Origin of the sequence: Synechococcus sp. CBW1004, assembly GCF_015840715.1 — a bacterium.
Lineage (GTDB): Bacteria > Cyanobacteriota > Cyanobacteriia > PCC-6307 > Cyanobiaceae > Cyanobium.
Genome location: NZ_CP060397.1, coordinates 220,697 through 237,131 on the forward strand (window position 1 = coordinate 220,697; position 16,435 = coordinate 237,131).

General features: G+C 69.0%; 14 protein-coding genes. 10 read left to right on the forward strand and 4 right to left on the reverse strand.

Annotation, left to right across the window (positions count from 1 at the left end; all coding sequences use genetic code 11):
* Nucleotides 1-87: 87 nt before the first annotated feature.
* Nucleotides 88-708, forward strand: coding sequence for a glutathione S-transferase family protein (locus H8F25_RS00990; protein WP_197211665.1), 621 nt, complete (start codon nucleotides 88-90; stop codon nucleotides 706-708).
* Nucleotides 709-758: 50 nt separating this feature from the next.
* A complete protein-coding gene (pdeM, locus tag H8F25_RS00995) occupies nucleotides 759-1,430 on the forward strand; it encodes a ligase-associated DNA damage response endonuclease PdeM (protein ID WP_197211666.1) in 672 nt (223 codons plus the stop codon).
* Here the strand turns inward: pdeM and H8F25_RS01000 are convergent.
* Nucleotides 1,387-1,824, reverse strand: coding sequence for a CBS domain-containing protein (locus tag H8F25_RS01000; protein ID WP_197213300.1), 438 nt, complete (start codon nucleotides 1,822-1,824; stop codon nucleotides 1,387-1,389). The genes pdeM and H8F25_RS01000 overlap by 44 nt on opposite strands.
* Nucleotides 1,825-2,086: 262 nt before the next feature.
* Between H8F25_RS01000 and H8F25_RS01005 the strand changes: the two genes are divergently transcribed.
* Nucleotides 2,087-3,331 carry a PucC family protein gene (locus H8F25_RS01005; protein ID WP_197211667.1) on the forward strand — a complete coding sequence of 415 codons (1,245 nt, stop codon included), beginning with the start codon at nucleotides 2,087-2,089 and terminating at the stop codon, nucleotides 3,329-3,331.
* 67 nt (nucleotides 3,332-3,398) lie between these two features.
* Nucleotides 3,399-3,974 (forward strand): CDP-alcohol phosphatidyltransferase family protein, encoded by a 576-nt coding sequence (locus H8F25_RS01010; RefSeq protein WP_197211668.1) that lies wholly within the window; start codon nucleotides 3,399-3,401, stop codon nucleotides 3,972-3,974.
* 16 nt (nucleotides 3,975-3,990) lie between these two features.
* On the opposite strand, the gene H8F25_RS01015 is transcribed toward H8F25_RS01010, so the two are convergent.
* Nucleotides 3,991-4,908: an NAD-dependent epimerase/dehydratase family protein gene (locus H8F25_RS01015; RefSeq protein ID WP_197211669.1), complete on the reverse strand. Its 918-nt coding sequence runs from the start codon at nucleotides 4,906-4,908 to the stop codon at nucleotides 3,991-3,993.
* 385 nt (nucleotides 4,909-5,293) lie between these two features.
* On the opposite strand from H8F25_RS01015, the gene H8F25_RS01020 reads away from it, so the two are divergent.
* From H8F25_RS01020 to fumC, 6 genes are all read left to right on the forward strand, one after another.
* Nucleotides 5,294-7,411: a PilZ domain-containing protein gene (locus H8F25_RS01020; protein ID WP_197211670.1), complete on the forward strand. Its 2,118-nt coding sequence runs from the start codon at nucleotides 5,294-5,296 to the stop codon at nucleotides 7,409-7,411.
* Nucleotides 7,412-7,479: 68 nt separating this feature from the next.
* On the forward strand, nucleotides 7,480-8,247 hold the full coding sequence (gene hisA, locus H8F25_RS01025; protein WP_197211671.1) for a 1-(5-phosphoribosyl)-5-[(5-phosphoribosylamino)methylideneamino]imidazole-4-carboxamide isomerase: 768 nt from the start codon (nucleotides 7,480-7,482) through the stop codon (nucleotides 8,245-8,247).
* 342 nt (nucleotides 8,248-8,589) lie between these two features.
* Entirely contained in the window at nucleotides 8,590-8,955 is a 366-nt protein-coding gene (locus H8F25_RS01030; protein ID WP_197213301.1) for a Fur family transcriptional regulator, read from the forward strand.
* 106 nt (nucleotides 8,956-9,061) lie between these two features.
* Nucleotides 9,062-10,783, forward strand: coding sequence for a DUF3685 domain-containing protein (locus H8F25_RS01035; RefSeq protein ID WP_231596974.1), 1,722 nt, complete (start codon nucleotides 9,062-9,064; stop codon nucleotides 10,781-10,783).
* A gap of 134 nt (nucleotides 10,784-10,917) precedes the next feature.
* A complete protein-coding gene (locus tag H8F25_RS01040; protein WP_197211673.1) occupies nucleotides 10,918-11,565 on the forward strand; it encodes a thylakoid membrane photosystem I accumulation factor in 648 nt (215 codons plus the stop codon).
* Nucleotides 11,562-12,947 carry a class II fumarate hydratase gene (fumC, locus tag H8F25_RS01045; RefSeq protein ID WP_197211674.1) on the forward strand — a complete coding sequence of 462 codons (1,386 nt, stop codon included), beginning with the start codon at nucleotides 11,562-11,564 and terminating at the stop codon, nucleotides 12,945-12,947. Before H8F25_RS01040 ends, fumC begins: the two co-directional genes overlap by 4 nt.
* On the opposite strand, the gene H8F25_RS01050 is transcribed toward fumC, so the two are convergent.
* Both H8F25_RS01050 and H8F25_RS01055 read right to left on the reverse strand, forming a co-directional pair.
* Nucleotides 12,925-14,568 carry a DUF2079 domain-containing protein gene (locus H8F25_RS01050; protein WP_197211675.1) on the reverse strand — a complete coding sequence of 548 codons (1,644 nt, stop codon included), beginning with the start codon at nucleotides 14,566-14,568 and terminating at the stop codon, nucleotides 12,925-12,927. The genes fumC and H8F25_RS01050 overlap by 23 nt on opposite strands.
* A gap of 391 nt (nucleotides 14,569-14,959) precedes the next feature.
* Nucleotides 14,960-16,378 carry a PhoH family protein gene (locus tag H8F25_RS01055; RefSeq protein WP_197211676.1) on the reverse strand — a complete coding sequence of 473 codons (1,419 nt, stop codon included), beginning with the start codon at nucleotides 16,376-16,378 and terminating at the stop codon, nucleotides 14,960-14,962.
* Nucleotides 16,379-16,435: the final 57 nt, after the last annotated feature.

Sequence of the window (16,435 nt, forward strand, 5' to 3'; positions counted from 1 at the left end):
CACTGCCCTCAGCTGGAACGCCCATTGCCCGTCCGCCGTTGCATCGATTCTGGTGGGGATGATGGTCCGGCCAAGCCGATCGCTCCGATGACCCTCACCCTCTACGGCGGTGCCCGCAGCCGGGCCTCGATGGTGCGCTGGTACCTCGCCGAGCGGCAGATCCCCTGCACCTGGCAGCTGCTGGATATGGCTGCCGCCGCCCACAGGCAGCCGGAGTTCCTGGCGATCAATCCCTTCGGCAAGGTGCCGGCCCTGGTGGATGACAGCCTCTGCGGTCCTGATGGTCAGGCCCTCCGCCTGAGCGAAAGCGGTGCGATCCTGCTGCACCTGGCAGAGCGGCATGGTCATGAATTCGAGGGGGAGGGTGGCGCTGCCCGGCGTGCCCTCACGGCCCAGTGGGTGCTGTTCGCCAACGCGACGCTTGGCCCGGCCCTGATGGCCGCCGCCACCGGCAAGCCCGAACAGCTGCAGGGCCTGCTGACGGTGCTTGATGGCCTGCTGGCCGGCGTCGGCAGCCTGCTTGACCCCCCGGGCGGTGCCAGCTCCGGGGCCTGGGGCGCCGCCGACTGCGCTGTGGAGGCCTATCTGGCCTACATCCCGCTGTTCTGCCCCCAGGTGGATCTGGCCCCCTACCCGCAGGTTCAGGCCCGCATCGCTGCCGTGCAGCAGCGGCCCGCTTACCAGCAGGCGATGAACCCCGCCGCGTGAACCACAGCGCACTCCGAAGGGGCGAGCCCCCGGGATCGCCTCCTCCGGGCTTGCGCTCCTGCCCCTTCGCCTGGGGAGAGGAGCGGCTGGAGCTGCTGGCGGAGGGTGCGGCCCTGGTGCCTTCCCGGGGATTGCTGCTGCTGGCCGATCTGCATCTGGGCAAGGCCGAGAGCTTCCAGGTCCAGGGGATTCCCCTGCCCAGCGATGGCGACGCCTCCACGCTCAATGCCCTTCTTGACCTGGTGCATCAGGTGCGGCCGGCCGAGGTGGCGGTGCTCGGGGATCTGATCCACAGCCGCCTGGGGCTCACGCCCGAGCTGCGCGCCAAGCTGCGGGCCCTGCCGGAGCTGCTCGGCTGCCCGCTGCGGCTGATCGGCGGCAATCACGAACGGGGCAGCTGGATCGAGGGCCTGCCCCAGGAGCCCTCCCGGGCCTGTGGCAGCCTCTGGCTGAGCCATGAGCCGGAGCCCCGGGCGGAACTCCTCAACGTCTGCGGCCATCGCCATCCGGTGGCTCTGGTTGGGCAGGGCAGCGACCGGCTGCGCCTGCCCTGCTTCGCCTACGACCCACGCCGGCACACCCTGGTGCTGCCGGCCTTCGGGCAACTCACCGGCGGCCACCCCTGCCCGGAGCACGAACAGCTGTGGCTGCTGGCGGAAGGCCGGGTGCTGCCCTGGCTCAGCCGGCGGCCGCCAGCGCCCGCACGACGTCGCCGCGGGTGAGGACGCCCACCGGATGGCGCCCGGCATCGACCACGAACAGCCGCTGCGTGTTGCCTTCATGCAGCTGCCGGGCGGCGGCGGGCAGGGGCAGATCGCCGCTGCAGGTGTGGGGGTGCTGGCCCATCACCTCGCCGACGGTGCTGCCGAGCACCTGATGCACCTCCTTGTCCCAGTTGAGCGGGTTGCGCAGATAGATCACGGCGTCCAGCAGCATCACGTAGGGGCCCGGCTGGAAGCCGCTCTCGCGCACCATCAGGTCCTGCTCGGTCAGCTCACCCACCAGGGCGCCTTCCGCATCCAGTACCGCCAGGCCGGAGATGTGGTGCTCGCTCATCAGCTTCACCGCCTCCTGCAGGGGGCTGTCGCGGCGCACGCTCAGCACCGGGGTGCTCATGGCGGCGGAGACGGGCTGTTGCACCACAGGATCGAAATGGCGGGTGCCGGCATTCTGGGCTGAGAGGGCGCCGGAGCGTCTTCTCCCCCTCGCCTGGGGCGATCCGTGAGGGTGCGGCTGTTCCGCCGAGGGTTGCCGTGGCCTCAAGGTGGTCGCGAATCGGCCGCTCACTGCGGGCAGAACTGCGGATTGACAGGGCCCGGCGTCCTGAAAGACCGTGCAGCCCCTTGCGCGGCCTGCGGCGGAACCGACTTCCGAGTTCATGAACAGGTTGCTGCTGGTCTCGATCAGTCCTGCCGCGCTGCTGGTGATCCTGGTCGGCCCCTTCGTGCAGATCGGCGTGGCCCAGCTCGGTCTGCCGGCCTCCCTGGTGGGTGGGCTGGTGGCGCTGCAGATGCTGGTCTCCGCCACGCGCCCCTGGCTGGGCCGGCTGGGGGACCGCCACCCCCGCGGTGCCGCCGGCCGCCTGGCGTTGCTCCGGTGGGGACTGCTGGCGACCTGGAGCGCCCTGCCGCTGGTGCTTCTGGGGTTGCTGCAGGTCGGCAGGCTCTGGCCGGCGTCCTCAGCCAGCCAGCGGGCCCTCATCGTCGCGGCGGTCGCGGCGTTGATGCTGATCGTGGCCCTGGGCAATCACCTGTCGCAGACGATGCAGGCCGCCCTGCTGATGGAACCGCTGCCCGCCGGTTCGCGCAGCCGGATCGTGCGGCGCCTGTGGCTGTGCCTGAATCTGTTCACCGTGCTGGCCTCCCTGCTCAGCGCCGTCGTGCTCCAGCGCCTGAAACCGCAGCCACTGGGCGGACAGCTGATCGGCCTCTGGGTGTTCTGGGCTCTGGTGGTGTTTCTCCTGGTGGGCATTGCCCTGCATGGCGCCCGTCTGCCCAGCGCGTCGACGGCGATGGTCGCTCCCCGCAGCCGTGGGCCCGGGATGCGCACCCTGCTCAGCGGTGGCTTCCTGCCCCTGCTGTTTCTGGTCCATGCTCCGCTCTACGCCCAGGAGGTGTTGCTGGATCCATGGGCCACCAGGCTGTTCGGCTGGCCTCTGGCCGCCACCGCCACCCTGATCGGCTGCTGGGCCCTGGGCACGCTGCTCGGTCAGGGCTGGGCGCTGCTGCGGCCGGTGAGGCCGTCGATCGCCTGCCTGAGCGTGGCGCTGATCTACGCCCTCCTGGCGCTGCGTGCTCCTGTGGCCGTGCTGCAGCTGCTGCCGATCCCCCTGCTGGTGGGAGGTCTGGGGCTGACCAGCGGCTGGCTGCAGCTGTGGGTGGCGGGCCAGGTGGGTGAGCGCTGCGGCGGCCACCTGGTGGGCGAGATGGTGGGCTGGCTGAGTGCGGCGGTCGTGTTCAGCCGCAGCCTGGGCGTCGCGCTTGGAGGGCCCTTGCTCGATGGCGCCGGCTGGCTGTTCGGGACCCGTTCGGCCGCGGCCTTCGCGCTGGCCTTCGGCTGCCTGGCGCTGCTGATGCTGGTCGGGGCGTTCTGCTATCTGCGGGTCGAGCGCCGTGCCGCCTGAGGCATCGCACGGCCTGCCCGGCAGCCGGCGAGCCCTACGGTCTCGATGCTCAGCCGGAATCCCTGCCATGACCGTCTCCGCCGGCGTCCTGCGGCGCCTCGCTGATGGCCTCACGGTCGGGCGCGCCGTGCTGGGTCTGCCCCTGATCCTGGCCCTGGCGGGCGGACAGGCCACTCTCGCCTGGCTGCTGCTGCTGCTCGGTGGCCTGAGCGACGCGGCCGATGGCTGGCTCGCCCGTCGTGCCGGCGGCGGGTCGGTCTGGGGGGCGCGGCTCGATCCCCTCACCGACAAGATCCTGATCAGTGCACCGCTGCTGTGGCTGGCCTCCCAGCCCACGTCCGGGCCCCACCTGCCGCTCTGGGCCGTGTGGCTGCTGCTGGCCCGCGAGCTGCTGATCTCGGGCTGGCGGGCCGCTCAGGGCAGCGGTGGCCCGGCTTCCCTGAGCGGCAAGGCCAAGACGATCCTGCAGTTCGCCAGCCTGCTGCTGCTGCTCTGGCCGCAGGGGTGGACCCTGGGCACCGCCGCCTGGACCAGCGGTGACCCGGCCCTGCCGGCTGTGCTCCAGGGGATCGGCTGGTGGCTGTTCTGGCCGTCGCTGCTGCTGGCGCTCAGCTCCGCCTGGGGCTACCTGCGCCGGGGCTGAACGGCGCGATGCCCTCTCAGCCGATCAGGGCCTCGTCGGCGCTGAAGTCCGGGCTGCTGGGCTGCTGCAGCGCATAGTCGTTGGCATAGCTGTCGGCCAGGGTGCTCTCCAGGGCGAAGGCCGGTTCCCAGGCCAGTTCGCGGCGCACCCGCGTGATGTCGGTGAGGAAATGGGCCAGGCGCAGCGGAAAGGCCTTGCGGGCCTTCTTGTCGAGCCCGGCGGGATCGAAACTGCGGATCTCGACACTGGCCGGATCCCGGCCGGCGGCGCGGGCGGCGGCGTGCACCAGGCCGCGGAAGGTGACGCCCTGGCGGCCGCTGCAGTTGTAGATGCGGTTGGTGGCGGTCTCCACCTCGATGCAGCGGGCCATCGCCGCCGCCAGATCCTTCACGTGGCCCAGCTGGGTGATCGTGCTGCCGTCTCCGGGAAGCGGCACGGGTCGGCCATGCACGATGCGATCGAAGAACCAGCTCTCCACCGGGTTGTAGTTGCCGGGGCCGACGATGTAGGTGGGCCGGAAGCTGGTGAACGGGATGCCCTCCGCCTGCAGCCAGGCTTCGGTGTCGGCCTTGCCGGCATGGCGGCTGGCCGGGTCGGTGGGGGAGTCCTCATCGAGGGGCCAGAGCTCACTGTCGGCGTAGACGCCAGCGGAGCTGACATAGACGAAGCGATGCGACGGAGCGCCGGTGCGCGCGATCACCCGGCGGCTGTCTTCGAGAGTGCGGCCTGAGCTGTCGATGATCACGTCGAAGCGGCGGCCCTGCAGGGTTGCCAGACCCTCATCGGTGGATCGGTCGCCGGCGAGATGCTCCGCTCCCTCGGGCAGGGGCTGACGGCCGCGGGTGAAGAGGGTGAGCCGATGGCCCGCCGCCAGCAGGTGCTCCACCAGCGGCCTGCCCACGAAGCGGGTGCCGCCCATCATCAACACGTCCATCGGCTGGCTCTGCGATCGAGGCCCATTCAAGCCCTGCCCCCAGGCAGCAGGGGCAAGCGCCATGCCCTGTCGCCCCTCGCCGCCGGCCGGCAGGAGGGCTGTGGCCAGGGCAGCAGGAGGCAGACGCCTGCCTTTGTCACCGCGTGGGAAGCCTGATGCGGGCAGCACCCCATCTCCCCGCCGTGCCTCTCCGGGCCCTGCAGGGGGGGCCTGGCCCCGGCAGGGGCCACGGAACCTGGAAGGTGCCGTGAACCTCTGAAGGGGGCCTCTCGAGATGGTGACTACCCTGCAACCAAACCGCGGGGCCCTGATGACTGCCTCCAGTGCGAATCGGACTCCGACCCCGAGGCCACCTCATCGCGCTTCTCACTGGCAGAAGCCGGCAGTGCTTGTTCTGGTTCTGCTGGTGGTCGCAGCGATCGGCGTTCGCCTGGGATCGCCCCGGGCCCTGGCCGATCTGGGCGCAACGCTGATCGGCGATCCCACTCCTGCATCAGCTGACTTCGCCGCCGCGCTGCTGCCGGCCGGTGTCGCGCTGCTGTTCGGGTGGCTGCTGCAGCGGCTGCCGCGCCGCAGCTGGAGCGGGGCCCTGGCGTTGCTGGTGCTGGTGCTGGTCTGCCTGCGCTATCTGCACTGGCGCCTTCACACCCTCGATCAGGGCACGTCTCTGGCCCTGGCAACCGGGGCCCTGATGCTGTTGATCGAGGCCGCCTACCTGCTGCAGCAGGGGTTGTGGCTTCTGCCGGCCCCTCTGTTCGATCCGGCGCGTCGCCGGCGCCAGGCCGATCAGCTGCAGAGCGAGCCGCTGGATCCCACTCCCAGCGTCGAGTTCTGGGTGCGGACGGAAGACCAGGAGGAGCGTCTGGTGCGGCGCGCCCTGATCGCCTGCCGGCATGTCGACCATCCCGACGTGCGGGTCGCGGTGCTCGATACCGCCGCTCGTCCGGAGGTGGAGGAGATCGCCCGCTCCCTGGGGATGCGCTACGTGGCGCTTCCTGCGGAGTGTCGACACGGCCAGGCCTTCGCTCCCCTGCTTGCGGCGGCACTGCCGGATTGTGAGGCCGAGCTAGTGGCGCTGTTCGACTGCCGTTTCATGCCCTTCGCCACCTTCCTGAAGCGAACCCTGGGCTTCTTCGGGGATGAGCGGGTGGTGATGGTGCAGACCCCGCTGACCCACTTCCGCAGTGAGTTCTACAACCGCAATCTCGGCGCCGATCAGGTGATGCCCGGCGAGCGGGATCTGTTTTTCCACTACGGCCAGGTCGTTCTCGATCGCTTCAACAGCGTCCAGGCCTGCGGCGGCAGTTCCGTCGTGCGGCGCTGCACCCTCGCGGCGATGCTCGCCGATCCCGCCGGCGCTGCGCGCGAGAGCACGGCCGTCGCCTCCCTGCAACGCCGCGGTGACAGGGTCGTGTATCTCGACGAGATCCTCAGCATCGGCGAGGCGCCGCACAGTTTCGCGGCCTTCCTGGATCAGCAGCTCGATCAGCGCCGCGATCAGCTGGCGATCATCCGAGCCGGCGGCACCCTGCCCAAGGGCCACCCCTTCTCACCCTGGCCCCTGCTGCATCAGCTGGGCCGCACCCTGGCCCAGCTGGTTCCGTTGCTGCGCATCGCCTTTCTGCTCCTGCCTCTGTTCGCGCTGCTGATGGGCTTCCCGCTGATCCGCGCGAGCTTCCGTGACTACCTGATCTTCGGCGCGCCGATGCTGGTGCTGCTGCACATCATCCCGAGCTGGCTCACGGACCACCACCACTCGCGCTTCTGGGGCGAGGTGCTCGAGGCGCTCACCGCCGTCCCAAGCCTCGGGGTGCTGCTCGGCAGCCATCGGCGTCTGCAGGATCGCCCCAGAGGAGTGCCGGCAGGCCAGGAGTCGACGGTGATGCTGCAGTCGATCAACCTCAACATGGCCTGGCCGTTTCTCCTCATCCTGGTGGAGCTGATCACGGTTCTGTTCCTGCGCTATGCGCTGCCACTCCTGCCGGGATTCGAGAGTCTGCAGAGCCCCGGCTACACCGGGGAGACCCTGTCCCTGCTGTGGAACCTGCACAACGGCTGGGTGATGGTCATCTGCCTGACCTGCGCCATTGATCAGCCCGTCAGGCGGCAGGGTGATCGCATCCCGCTCCGGCGCTCCGGCCGCCTGGAGCTGGGCGGCTTCAGCGGTGGTGGCGTCACCTGCGACCTCTCCGAGACGGGAGCTGCCTTTCAGCTCAATCCCGATGTCCAGCCGCCGGAGGGTGATCATGGCTGGCTGAGTCTCGATGACACGGCTATCCATCTCCCCGTCCGGGTGGTGCGCCGCGATCCGGTTGACCGGAGCCTGCGGATGGCCCTGCGCTACGAGCCCCTCGACGCCGCCACCACGGGATCGCTGCTCCGCTTGCTCTACGGCGGTGATGACATCGCTCTGCCGGTGGCGCACCGGATCGATGCCCTGGATGCTTTCCGCAGTCTCCTCGGTGGCATCTGGGGGGCCAATCCCGTTGTGCGTCGCTACTGAGTCGCCGCGATCGGGTTCCCCTCCCGCTGGCGAGGATGGGGAGATTCCGTCCCATCCTCCCCTCCACCATGGATGTCATCCCCGCGATCGACCTGCTCGATGGCCAGTGCGTGCGCCTGCATCAGGGGGATTACGGACAGGTGACCCGCTTCGGTGAGGATCCGATCGCCCAGGCGCTCAGTTGGCAGGAGCAGGGGGCGCGTCGGCTGCACCTGGTGGATCTCGATGGCGCCCGCAGCGGTCAACCCGTCAATGACGGGGTCGTCAAGGCGATCACCGCCGCACTGGAGATCCCGGTGCAGCTCGGCGGTGGCGTGCGTACGGCGGAACGGGCGGACGAACTGCTGGCCTGTGGACTCGACCGGGTGATCCTGGGCACGGTGGCGGTCGAGCAGCCGCAGCTGGTGCGCGAGCTGGCGACGCGCCATCCCGGCCGGATCGTGGTCGGACTCGATGCCCGCGATGGCAAGGTCGCCACCCGCGGCTGGCTCGAGGAGAGTGCGCTGGAGGCCACGGCGGTTGCGGCTTCCTTCGCCGACTGTCCCCTGGCGGCGCTGATCTGCACCGACATCGCCACCGATGGCACCCTCGCGGGCCCCAACCTGGCCTTCCTGCGGGCCATGGCCGCGGCCTCCCCCCTGCCCGTGATCGCTTCGGGAGGCATCGGCTGCCTGGAGGATCTCCTGGCCCTGCTGCCCCTTCAAGGCCAGGGGGTGAATGGCGTGATCGTCGGCCGCGCGCTGTACGACGGCCGGGTGGATCTGGGCGAAGCCTTGCAGGCGATCGGGCCGGAGCGTCTGCAGGATGTGAATCCCGGCGGTGTTCCCGTGGCCTGAGACACCTCTCGCCACCTCTCCCTGGTCGGGCCCGGCCAGGAAGAGTCGCACTCCTCCGCGCTGCCGGAGGATTCTCGCCTGTTCTGAGCGAATCCCGGCGGGTCACGGCGCACGGTGGGGGCCGCAGCACTGCCCGAGGAACTGCTCTATAACGGATAGATTCCGCCCTGTAAAGGCGTGGTCCTCGCCATCGATCCCGCAAAGGCCTCCGGCAGGTTCCCTGCTTCAGCACCCTCACATCGCCGCGCCCGGGTGGAGGAGGCCTCCGGGCGCCTCGAGGCCAGCGCCCATTCCCTGCCCCGCAGTGTCGAGGATGTCTATCGCCGCTGCCGTGATCTGGGCATGCGCCTGAGCCGGCAGCGGCGCATGGTGCTCGATCTGCTCTGGACGGAGAAGAGTCATCTGAGCGCCCGTGACATCTTCGAGAAGCTCAATGACCTGGGGCGTCATATCGGCCACACCTCGGTCTACCAGAACCTCGAAGCCCTTCAGTCTGCAGGGGTGATCGAGTGCCTGGACCGGGCCAGCGGTCGTCTCTACGGCTACCGCGCCGACCCCCACAGCCACCTCACCTGCAGCGAGACCGGAGCGATCCAGGACCTGGATGTGCAGCTCCCACCCGAACTGCTGCAGCAGATCGAGGCTCACACCGGCTACACGATCGAGTCCTACACCCTGCAGCTCTCCGGACGCCCCAGCCAGCACTGACTCTCAGGCTGCGTTCCCCCCTCCAAGGGCATCTCGGTTTCGATCAAGCGGCGACAGCCTGGACAGGGCTCCTACGATCCGGCTTCAACACGGAAGTGAGCGCCCCGTGGCCCGCCGCCCCCCGCCGCCAACGGTGCCGCTGCTGCTGTTCGCCGAGCCGTTGCAGCAGGCCGGGCTTCGCAGCTGGCTTGAGGCCGGCGACAGCGGCTGGAGGGTGATCAGCGATCCGGCGTCTCTCGATGGAGCGCCGAAGCTCGTGCTCTGGAGCCTCGCGGCCCATCCCGAACCCGAGGCGCTCGAGATCGAGCTGCGCCTGCTTCAGGAGCGCTGGCAGCCGGCCCCGGTGCTGTTGCTGCTGCCCCGTCGCCATGGTTATTCGGGTTCCTTCCTTCTGCGTCTGGGTGTGGCGGGCCTGCTCGAGGATCCCCAGGCCAGCGGCCTGATCGAGGCGGTGCGGGTGCTGCTGGCCGGCGGGCGTGTGCTGGAACTCGCCGATCCCGCGGCGACGACGGGGCCGGAAGTCCCGGCCGGCCCGGTGCTGGGCCTGGGGGGCTGGCTGCTGCTGAGCGGCCTTCAGCAGATTGATGCCGAACTGGGCGTCTGCGCCCGGCTGCTTGATCCGCCGCCTGCGTCGCCGTTCAGCCGGCTGCTGCTTCAGGGCCGCCAGCGGGAGCTGCTCTGCGCCCGACGCCTGCTGCTGTGGCTGTGGGGCCCGCTGCAGATGGCCTGGCCTGAGCCCCCTCTCACTGCCGAGGCCTCTCCAGGTCCAACCGCCGCCAGCGGCTCCGGTCTCCCGTCGATGGCGTCCGGAGCCCTGGCGATCACGCTCCGACAGCGGAACGCCGAGGGTCTGTGGCAGGCACTGCGCCAGCGTCTGGAGCAGCAGGCGTCGCACGCTCCCGACAATCACAGCGGCCAGCTGCTGGCCCTCGAAGGCCTGGCCCCCGAGCGTCGTCGCGATCTGCTGCTTGCCCTGCTCGAGCAGTTCGCTCAGCTGCGCGATCGCCTGCGCCATGCTCTGGCCGAGGCTCCCTCGGATGGCGGCGCTGCGCAGGCCCTGCCTGCCGACCGTCTGCTTCAGGCCTGGCGGACCTTGCAGCCGGATCTGCGTCGCGAGGCCCTGCGCCAGCTCGCCGGCACCTATGTGCAGCTGCCCCGCGACGGCGTGCTCACGCCGGTGGCCGAGCAGTTGCTCGCCGTCAGTGATCTCAGTGAGTCCGAACCGGAACTGCCCGATCCCGAGGCGATGCTGACCGCCCTGGTGCAGGCCACACCGCTGCTGGTGGAAGGCCGCCTGCTGCCTCCCGATGAACCCCAGGCGCTGCTGTATCTCGAGCTGCTGCTGGCCAACTGGCTCGTCCGCAACGCCGAACGCATCAGCGCCGAGGTGCTGGCTGCCAGCGCCGACTGGCCCGAGTTGCGCCGCTATCTGCTGCGGCCCGATCTGCTCTCCACCCGCAACCTCGAACGTCTGCGCAACCAGCTCAACGCCCAGCAGCGCTGGAGCAGCTGGGTGGTCCGGCCGATCCAGATCTATGAGAGCCGCCGTCCCCTCTATCAGCTGCAGGCCGGTGCGATTGCCTGCGTCGATCTCAGCGAACCGCGTGACCGCGAGTTGCGCCAGCTGGGCCCCCTCCAGCAGCTGGTCACCCTGGCCCTCGAGACCCGGGATGCCGTGGCCCCCCAGCTGCAGGCCCTGGTTCGCGGTCTGGGTGATCTGCTGGTGGTGCTGCTCACCCAGGTGGTGGGCCGTGCCATCGGGCTGGTTGGTCGTGGCATCCTGCAGGGCATGGGCCGCGGAGTCGCCCGGGATCGCGCGGCACAATGAGCCCCGAGCTCACGCGAGGCCCCTTGCTCCCAACGCCACCCGAGGCATCCGCTGCAGCGCTCCCCTGGGCTCCTCAGGTCGGCGCCCGACATGAGTGGTTTGCGCTTCGTTTTCCCCTGCTGTCCTGGTCGCTGATGGCCTGGGGCCGCCTCCTCGTCTGCCTGTCCGGCATCCGCAGCGTGGTCACTGGCGCCGCCTCCGCAACCACAGCGCTCCACACCCGCTGGCGGCCTGGACCCGGCGTGCTGGCCGGTGTGCTGCTCGTGCTTCTGCTCGTGCTGCCCGGCGCTTCACCCGCCTGGGCCGGCCTCGATGACGATCGCTATGACGGCAATATCTTCGCCCTGTATGCAGGGAACGGCTCGCTGGTGCCGCCGCGGAGCACCCTCGGTGAGGCCCGTGCCGACGGTCGGGTGGCCGTCGTCATCTACTACCTCGATGACAGCTCGGTCAGCAAGCGCTTCGCGCCGGTCGTCTCCGAGCTTCAGCGCCAGTGGGGCAACAGCATTGAGCTGATCCCTCTTGTCACCGACCCCCTCCAGGACCGCAAGGCCGAGGGACCGGATGATCCCGCCAGCTACTGGACGGGCACCATCCCCCAGGTCGTGGTGTTCGATCGGGCGGGCAAGGTGGCGTTCGATGCCAGCGGGGCTGTCAGCTCGGATGCGATCAACGACGCCGTGAGTCGGGCGACGGGCATTCCCCTGCCTGATGGAGCCAACGCCCTCACCACGGAGAGCTTCAACGAGCTCAATGCCGAAGTTGTTCCAGTTCGTCCATGAGCGCGCCGGCTGAGCGGATCGAAAGCGACGGGATGGGAGAGATCGCCGTTCCCGCCGATCACTACTGGGGGGCCCAGACGCAGCGCTCTCTTCACTACTTCCCCTACGGCCAGGCGATGCCCCTGGCGATCGTGCGCGCCTACGGCCAGCTCAAGGCCGCCTGCGCTGAGGTGAACGTCGCCATGGGCCGTCTCGAATCCGAGCGTGCCGGCTTCATCATCACGGCGGCCGAGGAGGTGGCGTCCGGCGCACTGGATGCTGAATTTCCCCTGCGCGTCTGGCAGACGGGCTCGGGTACCCAGACGAACATGAATGTCAACGAGGTGATCGCCAACCGGGCGATCGAGCTCGCCGGTGGCGTGCCGGGCAGCAAGAGCCCGGTTCATCCCAACGATCACGTCAATCTCAGTCAGTCCAGCAACGACACCTTCCCCACCGCGATGCACATCGCGGTGGCCCTGGAGCTGGACATGCTGCTTCTGCCCGCGATTCGTTCCCTGATCGCCACCCTGCGGCGCCTCAGCGAGGACTTCGCGGCGATCATCAAGATCGGGCGCACCCATCTGCAGGATGCGGTGCCGCTCACCCTCGGCCAGGAGTTCAGCGGCTATGTCGCCCAGCTGGAGCTGGGACTGGGGGCCCTGGTGCCCGGTCTGCCGGCGGTGCTCCAGCTGGCGATCGGTGGCACCGCCGTGGGCACGGGCCTCAACGCCCCGCCGGGTTTCGGCGAAGCGGTGGCGGAGAGGCTGAGCGAGCGCCTCGGCCTGCCGTTCACCAGTGCTTCCAACAAATTCCAGGCCCTGGCCGGCCATGAGCCGCTTGCCGCCGTCCACGGTTCCCTCACGGTGCTGGCGGGCTCGCTGCTCAAGATCGCCAACGACATCCGCTGGCTGGGCAGCGGTCCCCGCTGCGGCCTGGGCGAGCTGGTGCTGCCGGAGAACGAACCGGGGTCGTCGATCATGCCGGGCAAGGTCAATCCCACCCAGTGCGAGGCCGCCACGATGGTGGCGCTGCAGGTGATGGGCAACAACACCGCCGTGCAGATGGCCGCCAGCCAGGGCAATTTCGAGCTCAATGTCTTCAAACCCCTGATTGCCCACAATCTTCTGGAGAGCATCGCGCTGCTCGCCGGGGCCTGCGACGGCCTTCGCCTGCACTGCCTTGAAGGCCTGCAGGCCGACACCGGCCGCATCCAGGCGCTGCTGGATCAGAGCCTGATGCTCGTCACCGCCCTGACGCCCGTGATCGGTTACGACCGTGCCTGCACCATCGCCAAGCACGCCCATCAGCACCGCCTCAGCCTGCGGGAAGCGGCCCTGATGCTCGGCGAGATCAGCGCTGAGGAGTTCGATCGCTGCGTCAGCCCTGATCGGATGCTCTGAGGAGCTGCTCCAGGCCGTCGCGGCTGCCCTCCACGTCGGCGGCGCCGCGCTCCAGGATCACCACACCATCCCGCAGGGCCTGGATGCCGAAGTCGGTTCCCATGGCCTGCAGGCGTTCGCGGCAGAGCTGCAGCACATCGCGGTCCTCCTCGAAGGCCGGTGCGTAGCGCCGCAGACGCTCCAGATCCACGGCGACCCAGTCCACCGGCTGCTCACGGCCCCCGCGGTCGAGATAGGTGATCGACTGGGGGAAGCGCACCAGCACCTCGCGGCGTGCCAGAGGCGGCACCAGATGGGTGCTGGCTGCAACCGGAACCCCTGGTGGGATCACTTGCAGCAGCAGGCGGGACTGTCGGGCCCGCTGCCAGCTTTCCTGCAGCCCGACATGCACCCAGGGGCTGACGCTGTCGGGCACCAGCCAGGAGATCGACCGGTTTGGATTGCTCGTGAGCGTGAAGATCAGTGAGAGGGCCATGCAGCCCATCCACACCCGACGCAGCCGCCGCGACTGGAACAACCCCAGATGCCGCTGCCACCAGAGTGCGGCGCCGGCGTAAAGCCCAGGCACCACCAGATAGGTGTAGCGGATGTTGATCGACAGTGGGTTGTTGCTGCCACGGGCAAGGAGCAGGCCCAGCATCGGCAGGGAGATCAGCAGCCAGGCGTCGATCGACACCAGCGGAACCAACATCAGCGGCAGGGTCAGACCGATCAGATAACGCAGGGTCTGATCGGGGGGATTCACCAGCTCGCGCAGCAGGACAGGCGGCTGGCCGAGTGCCGATCGCAGCACCTCCAGGCTGGACGCCTCCTCCTGGCCTTCGATGTAGTGCCCGAAGTTCTCGACCATGAAGCGTCGTGCATTGTCATCGCTGAACTGCGGCATCCACACATTCATCGCCAGCAGCACTGAGGCCCCTCCCCACAACAGCAGCAGCAGGGCCAGCGGCCATCGCTGCCGTTGACGTACCAGCAGCCACAGGCTCACGCCCATCAGCACCACGCCGGTGTCCTCGCGCACCAGGGGGATCAGCAGCGCCGCCACCGCGATCACGGCGGTTCGGCGGGTCTCCAGGCCCAGCAGCAGCAGGAACACCAGCAACGGCAGCTGGCAGAGGTCGGTGAAATTCCCCCAGGCGGGACCGATCACCGCGTTGGCGGCGAAGAAACTGATGCTGATCAGAGCGGCCGGGCCCGCCGGCAGCCAGTGGCGGGCGAGCCGGTGCAGCGTCAGCCCTGCGGCGGTGACCAGCAGCACCTGGATCACCCCCAGGGCGCCTGAACCCAGCGTTCCGACCAGCGGTGCCCAGAGCAGCAGCAGCGGTGTGAAGTGCTGCCCGAGCCGCTGATACCCCAGGGCCGGGGGCTGGCCGGCATGAATGACGTTGGTCGACAGCTGCGAGGAGAGTGTGCTCTCAAAGGGATGGCCGCGCAGCGTGTTCCAGAGGACCTGGGTGAAGATGCCCTGGTCGTAGGAGGCCGTCAGCGACAGCAGCCGCCATAGCTGGATCGACAGCCCGGTAACGGCGAACAGCAGAGCCGCCAGAGCCACCGCGCGACCGGCTTTCGATGAGAGGCGCGTCAAGGCGAGCCGCGGTGGCGGAAGGGGGGTCGGGCTCATGGTGGGGTCAGGCCGGGAGAGCGCCGCAGCGGAGGCATGCCAGGGACTCTGAGAAGCGGCTTCACATCCGGGGGGATGCCCTTTCGGTCGGGAAGCCGGTGGGAATCAGCGGCTCAAGCGCGGCTTGTTCCGGTGAGGCTGGAAAGCCGGTCCCAGTGGGATCCTGCGGTTTCTGGTCACTCGGCCCGAAGCGTAACGGGCTCGGCTGGTGCTTCCGGGGATCGGCGCGTGAAGGGTCCCCGTTTGCCCGGCGACGCGCTCGGATCCCGCGGGGGAGGGGGGTGCGATGTCCTGAAGGCGCCGGACGGAAACGCGTGCATCGGCACAGGCCTTCGCGGTGATGGCTTGCAGGTTCCGGTGCTCACGAAGCCGGTCCAGGGAACGGAGCGACTCAGAGCAGATTGGCGGCCAGTTCCGCCAGCTCCGAGCGCTCACCGCGGGTCAGGGTGACATGGCCGGCGAGCATCTGCCCCTTGAAGCGCTCCACCAGCCAGGTGAGGCCATTGCTTTCGGCATCGACATAAGGATTGTCGATCTGATAGGGATCACCGGTGAGCACGATCTTGGTGCCCTGTCCTACACGGGTGACGATCGTCTTGACCTCATGGGGGGTGAGGTTCTGCGCTTCATCCACCACCATGTACTGACGAGGGATCGAGCGGCCGCGGATGTAGCTGATCGCCTCGACTTCCAGAAGTCCCATCGCCTTGAGATCCTCCCAGTTGTTGCGGGTGCCCCGTTGGGAGCTGCGGGTGTTCAGCGGTCCTTCGCTGCCTCCGAGCAGGAAATCGAGGTTGTCGATGATCGGCTGCATCCAGGGCCCCATCTTCTCCTCCAGGTCCCCCGGCAGAAAGCCGATGTCCTTGCCCAGAGGAATCACCGGCCGGGTGACCAGCAACCGGTCGTAGAGGCGTTCGTCGGCCACCTGATTGAGGCCCGCAGCCAGGGCCAGCAGGGTCTTGCCGGTGCCCGCCTTGCCGATGAGGGTCACCAGCTGCACGGCCGGATCGAGCAGCAGATCCAGGGCGAAGGTCTGCTCGCGGTTGCGGGGCTGGATGCGCCCCAGCTTGGCCTTGTTCACCCGCTGCAGCGGATGCAGCGACTGGCTGCGTGCGTCGAAGCGGGCCAGCAGCGTGTGGTTCGGCTGGACCTGGTCGACCAGGGTCACCCCTTCATTGGCCACCAGTGCCGGCGCCGCGGCCTCCCCTGCCCCCATGCCGATCACGCCCACATCGGCGGGCAGCGGCGGCAAATCGCTGAGCGGCAGACCGCTGGCCGCCTTGACCCGGTCCATCAGCTCCGCCGGCACCCACAGCTCGCAGAAGCCGGGGTAAAGGTCGTCGATGGCGACCTTGTCGCTGGTGTAGTCCTGGGCCGTCAGACCCACCGCATCGGCCTTGATGCGCAGGTTGGTGTCCTTGGTGACGAGCACCACCGGCGTGCGGCTGCCCATCACCTCCTGCAGCCGCTGTTCCAGGGCCACAGCCAGGATGTTGTTGTCACCGTTGCCGCTGCGGAGTTCCGGCGGCAGCTGGGCGAGGGTTTCGGCCCGGCAGAACACCACCTTCAGGGTTCCGCCGGTGGCCTCGTCGATCGTCACGCCCTCGGCGAGATTGCCCTTGCGGCGCAGATCATCCAGAAGGCGTGAAATCTGACGGGCATTGCGACCCTTTTCGGAGGGATCGCGCTTGAACCGGTCGATCTCCTCCACCACCTCGATCGGCACGACGACATGGTTGTCCTGGAAGCGGGTCAGGGCGGCGGGGTCATGCAGCAGGACGTTGGTGTCGAGAACGAAGGTCTTGCGCATGCCAGTCGCCGTGCCGGTGCCGTGACCTGGAACCTAGGGCCGCTGCAGCCTCTACGC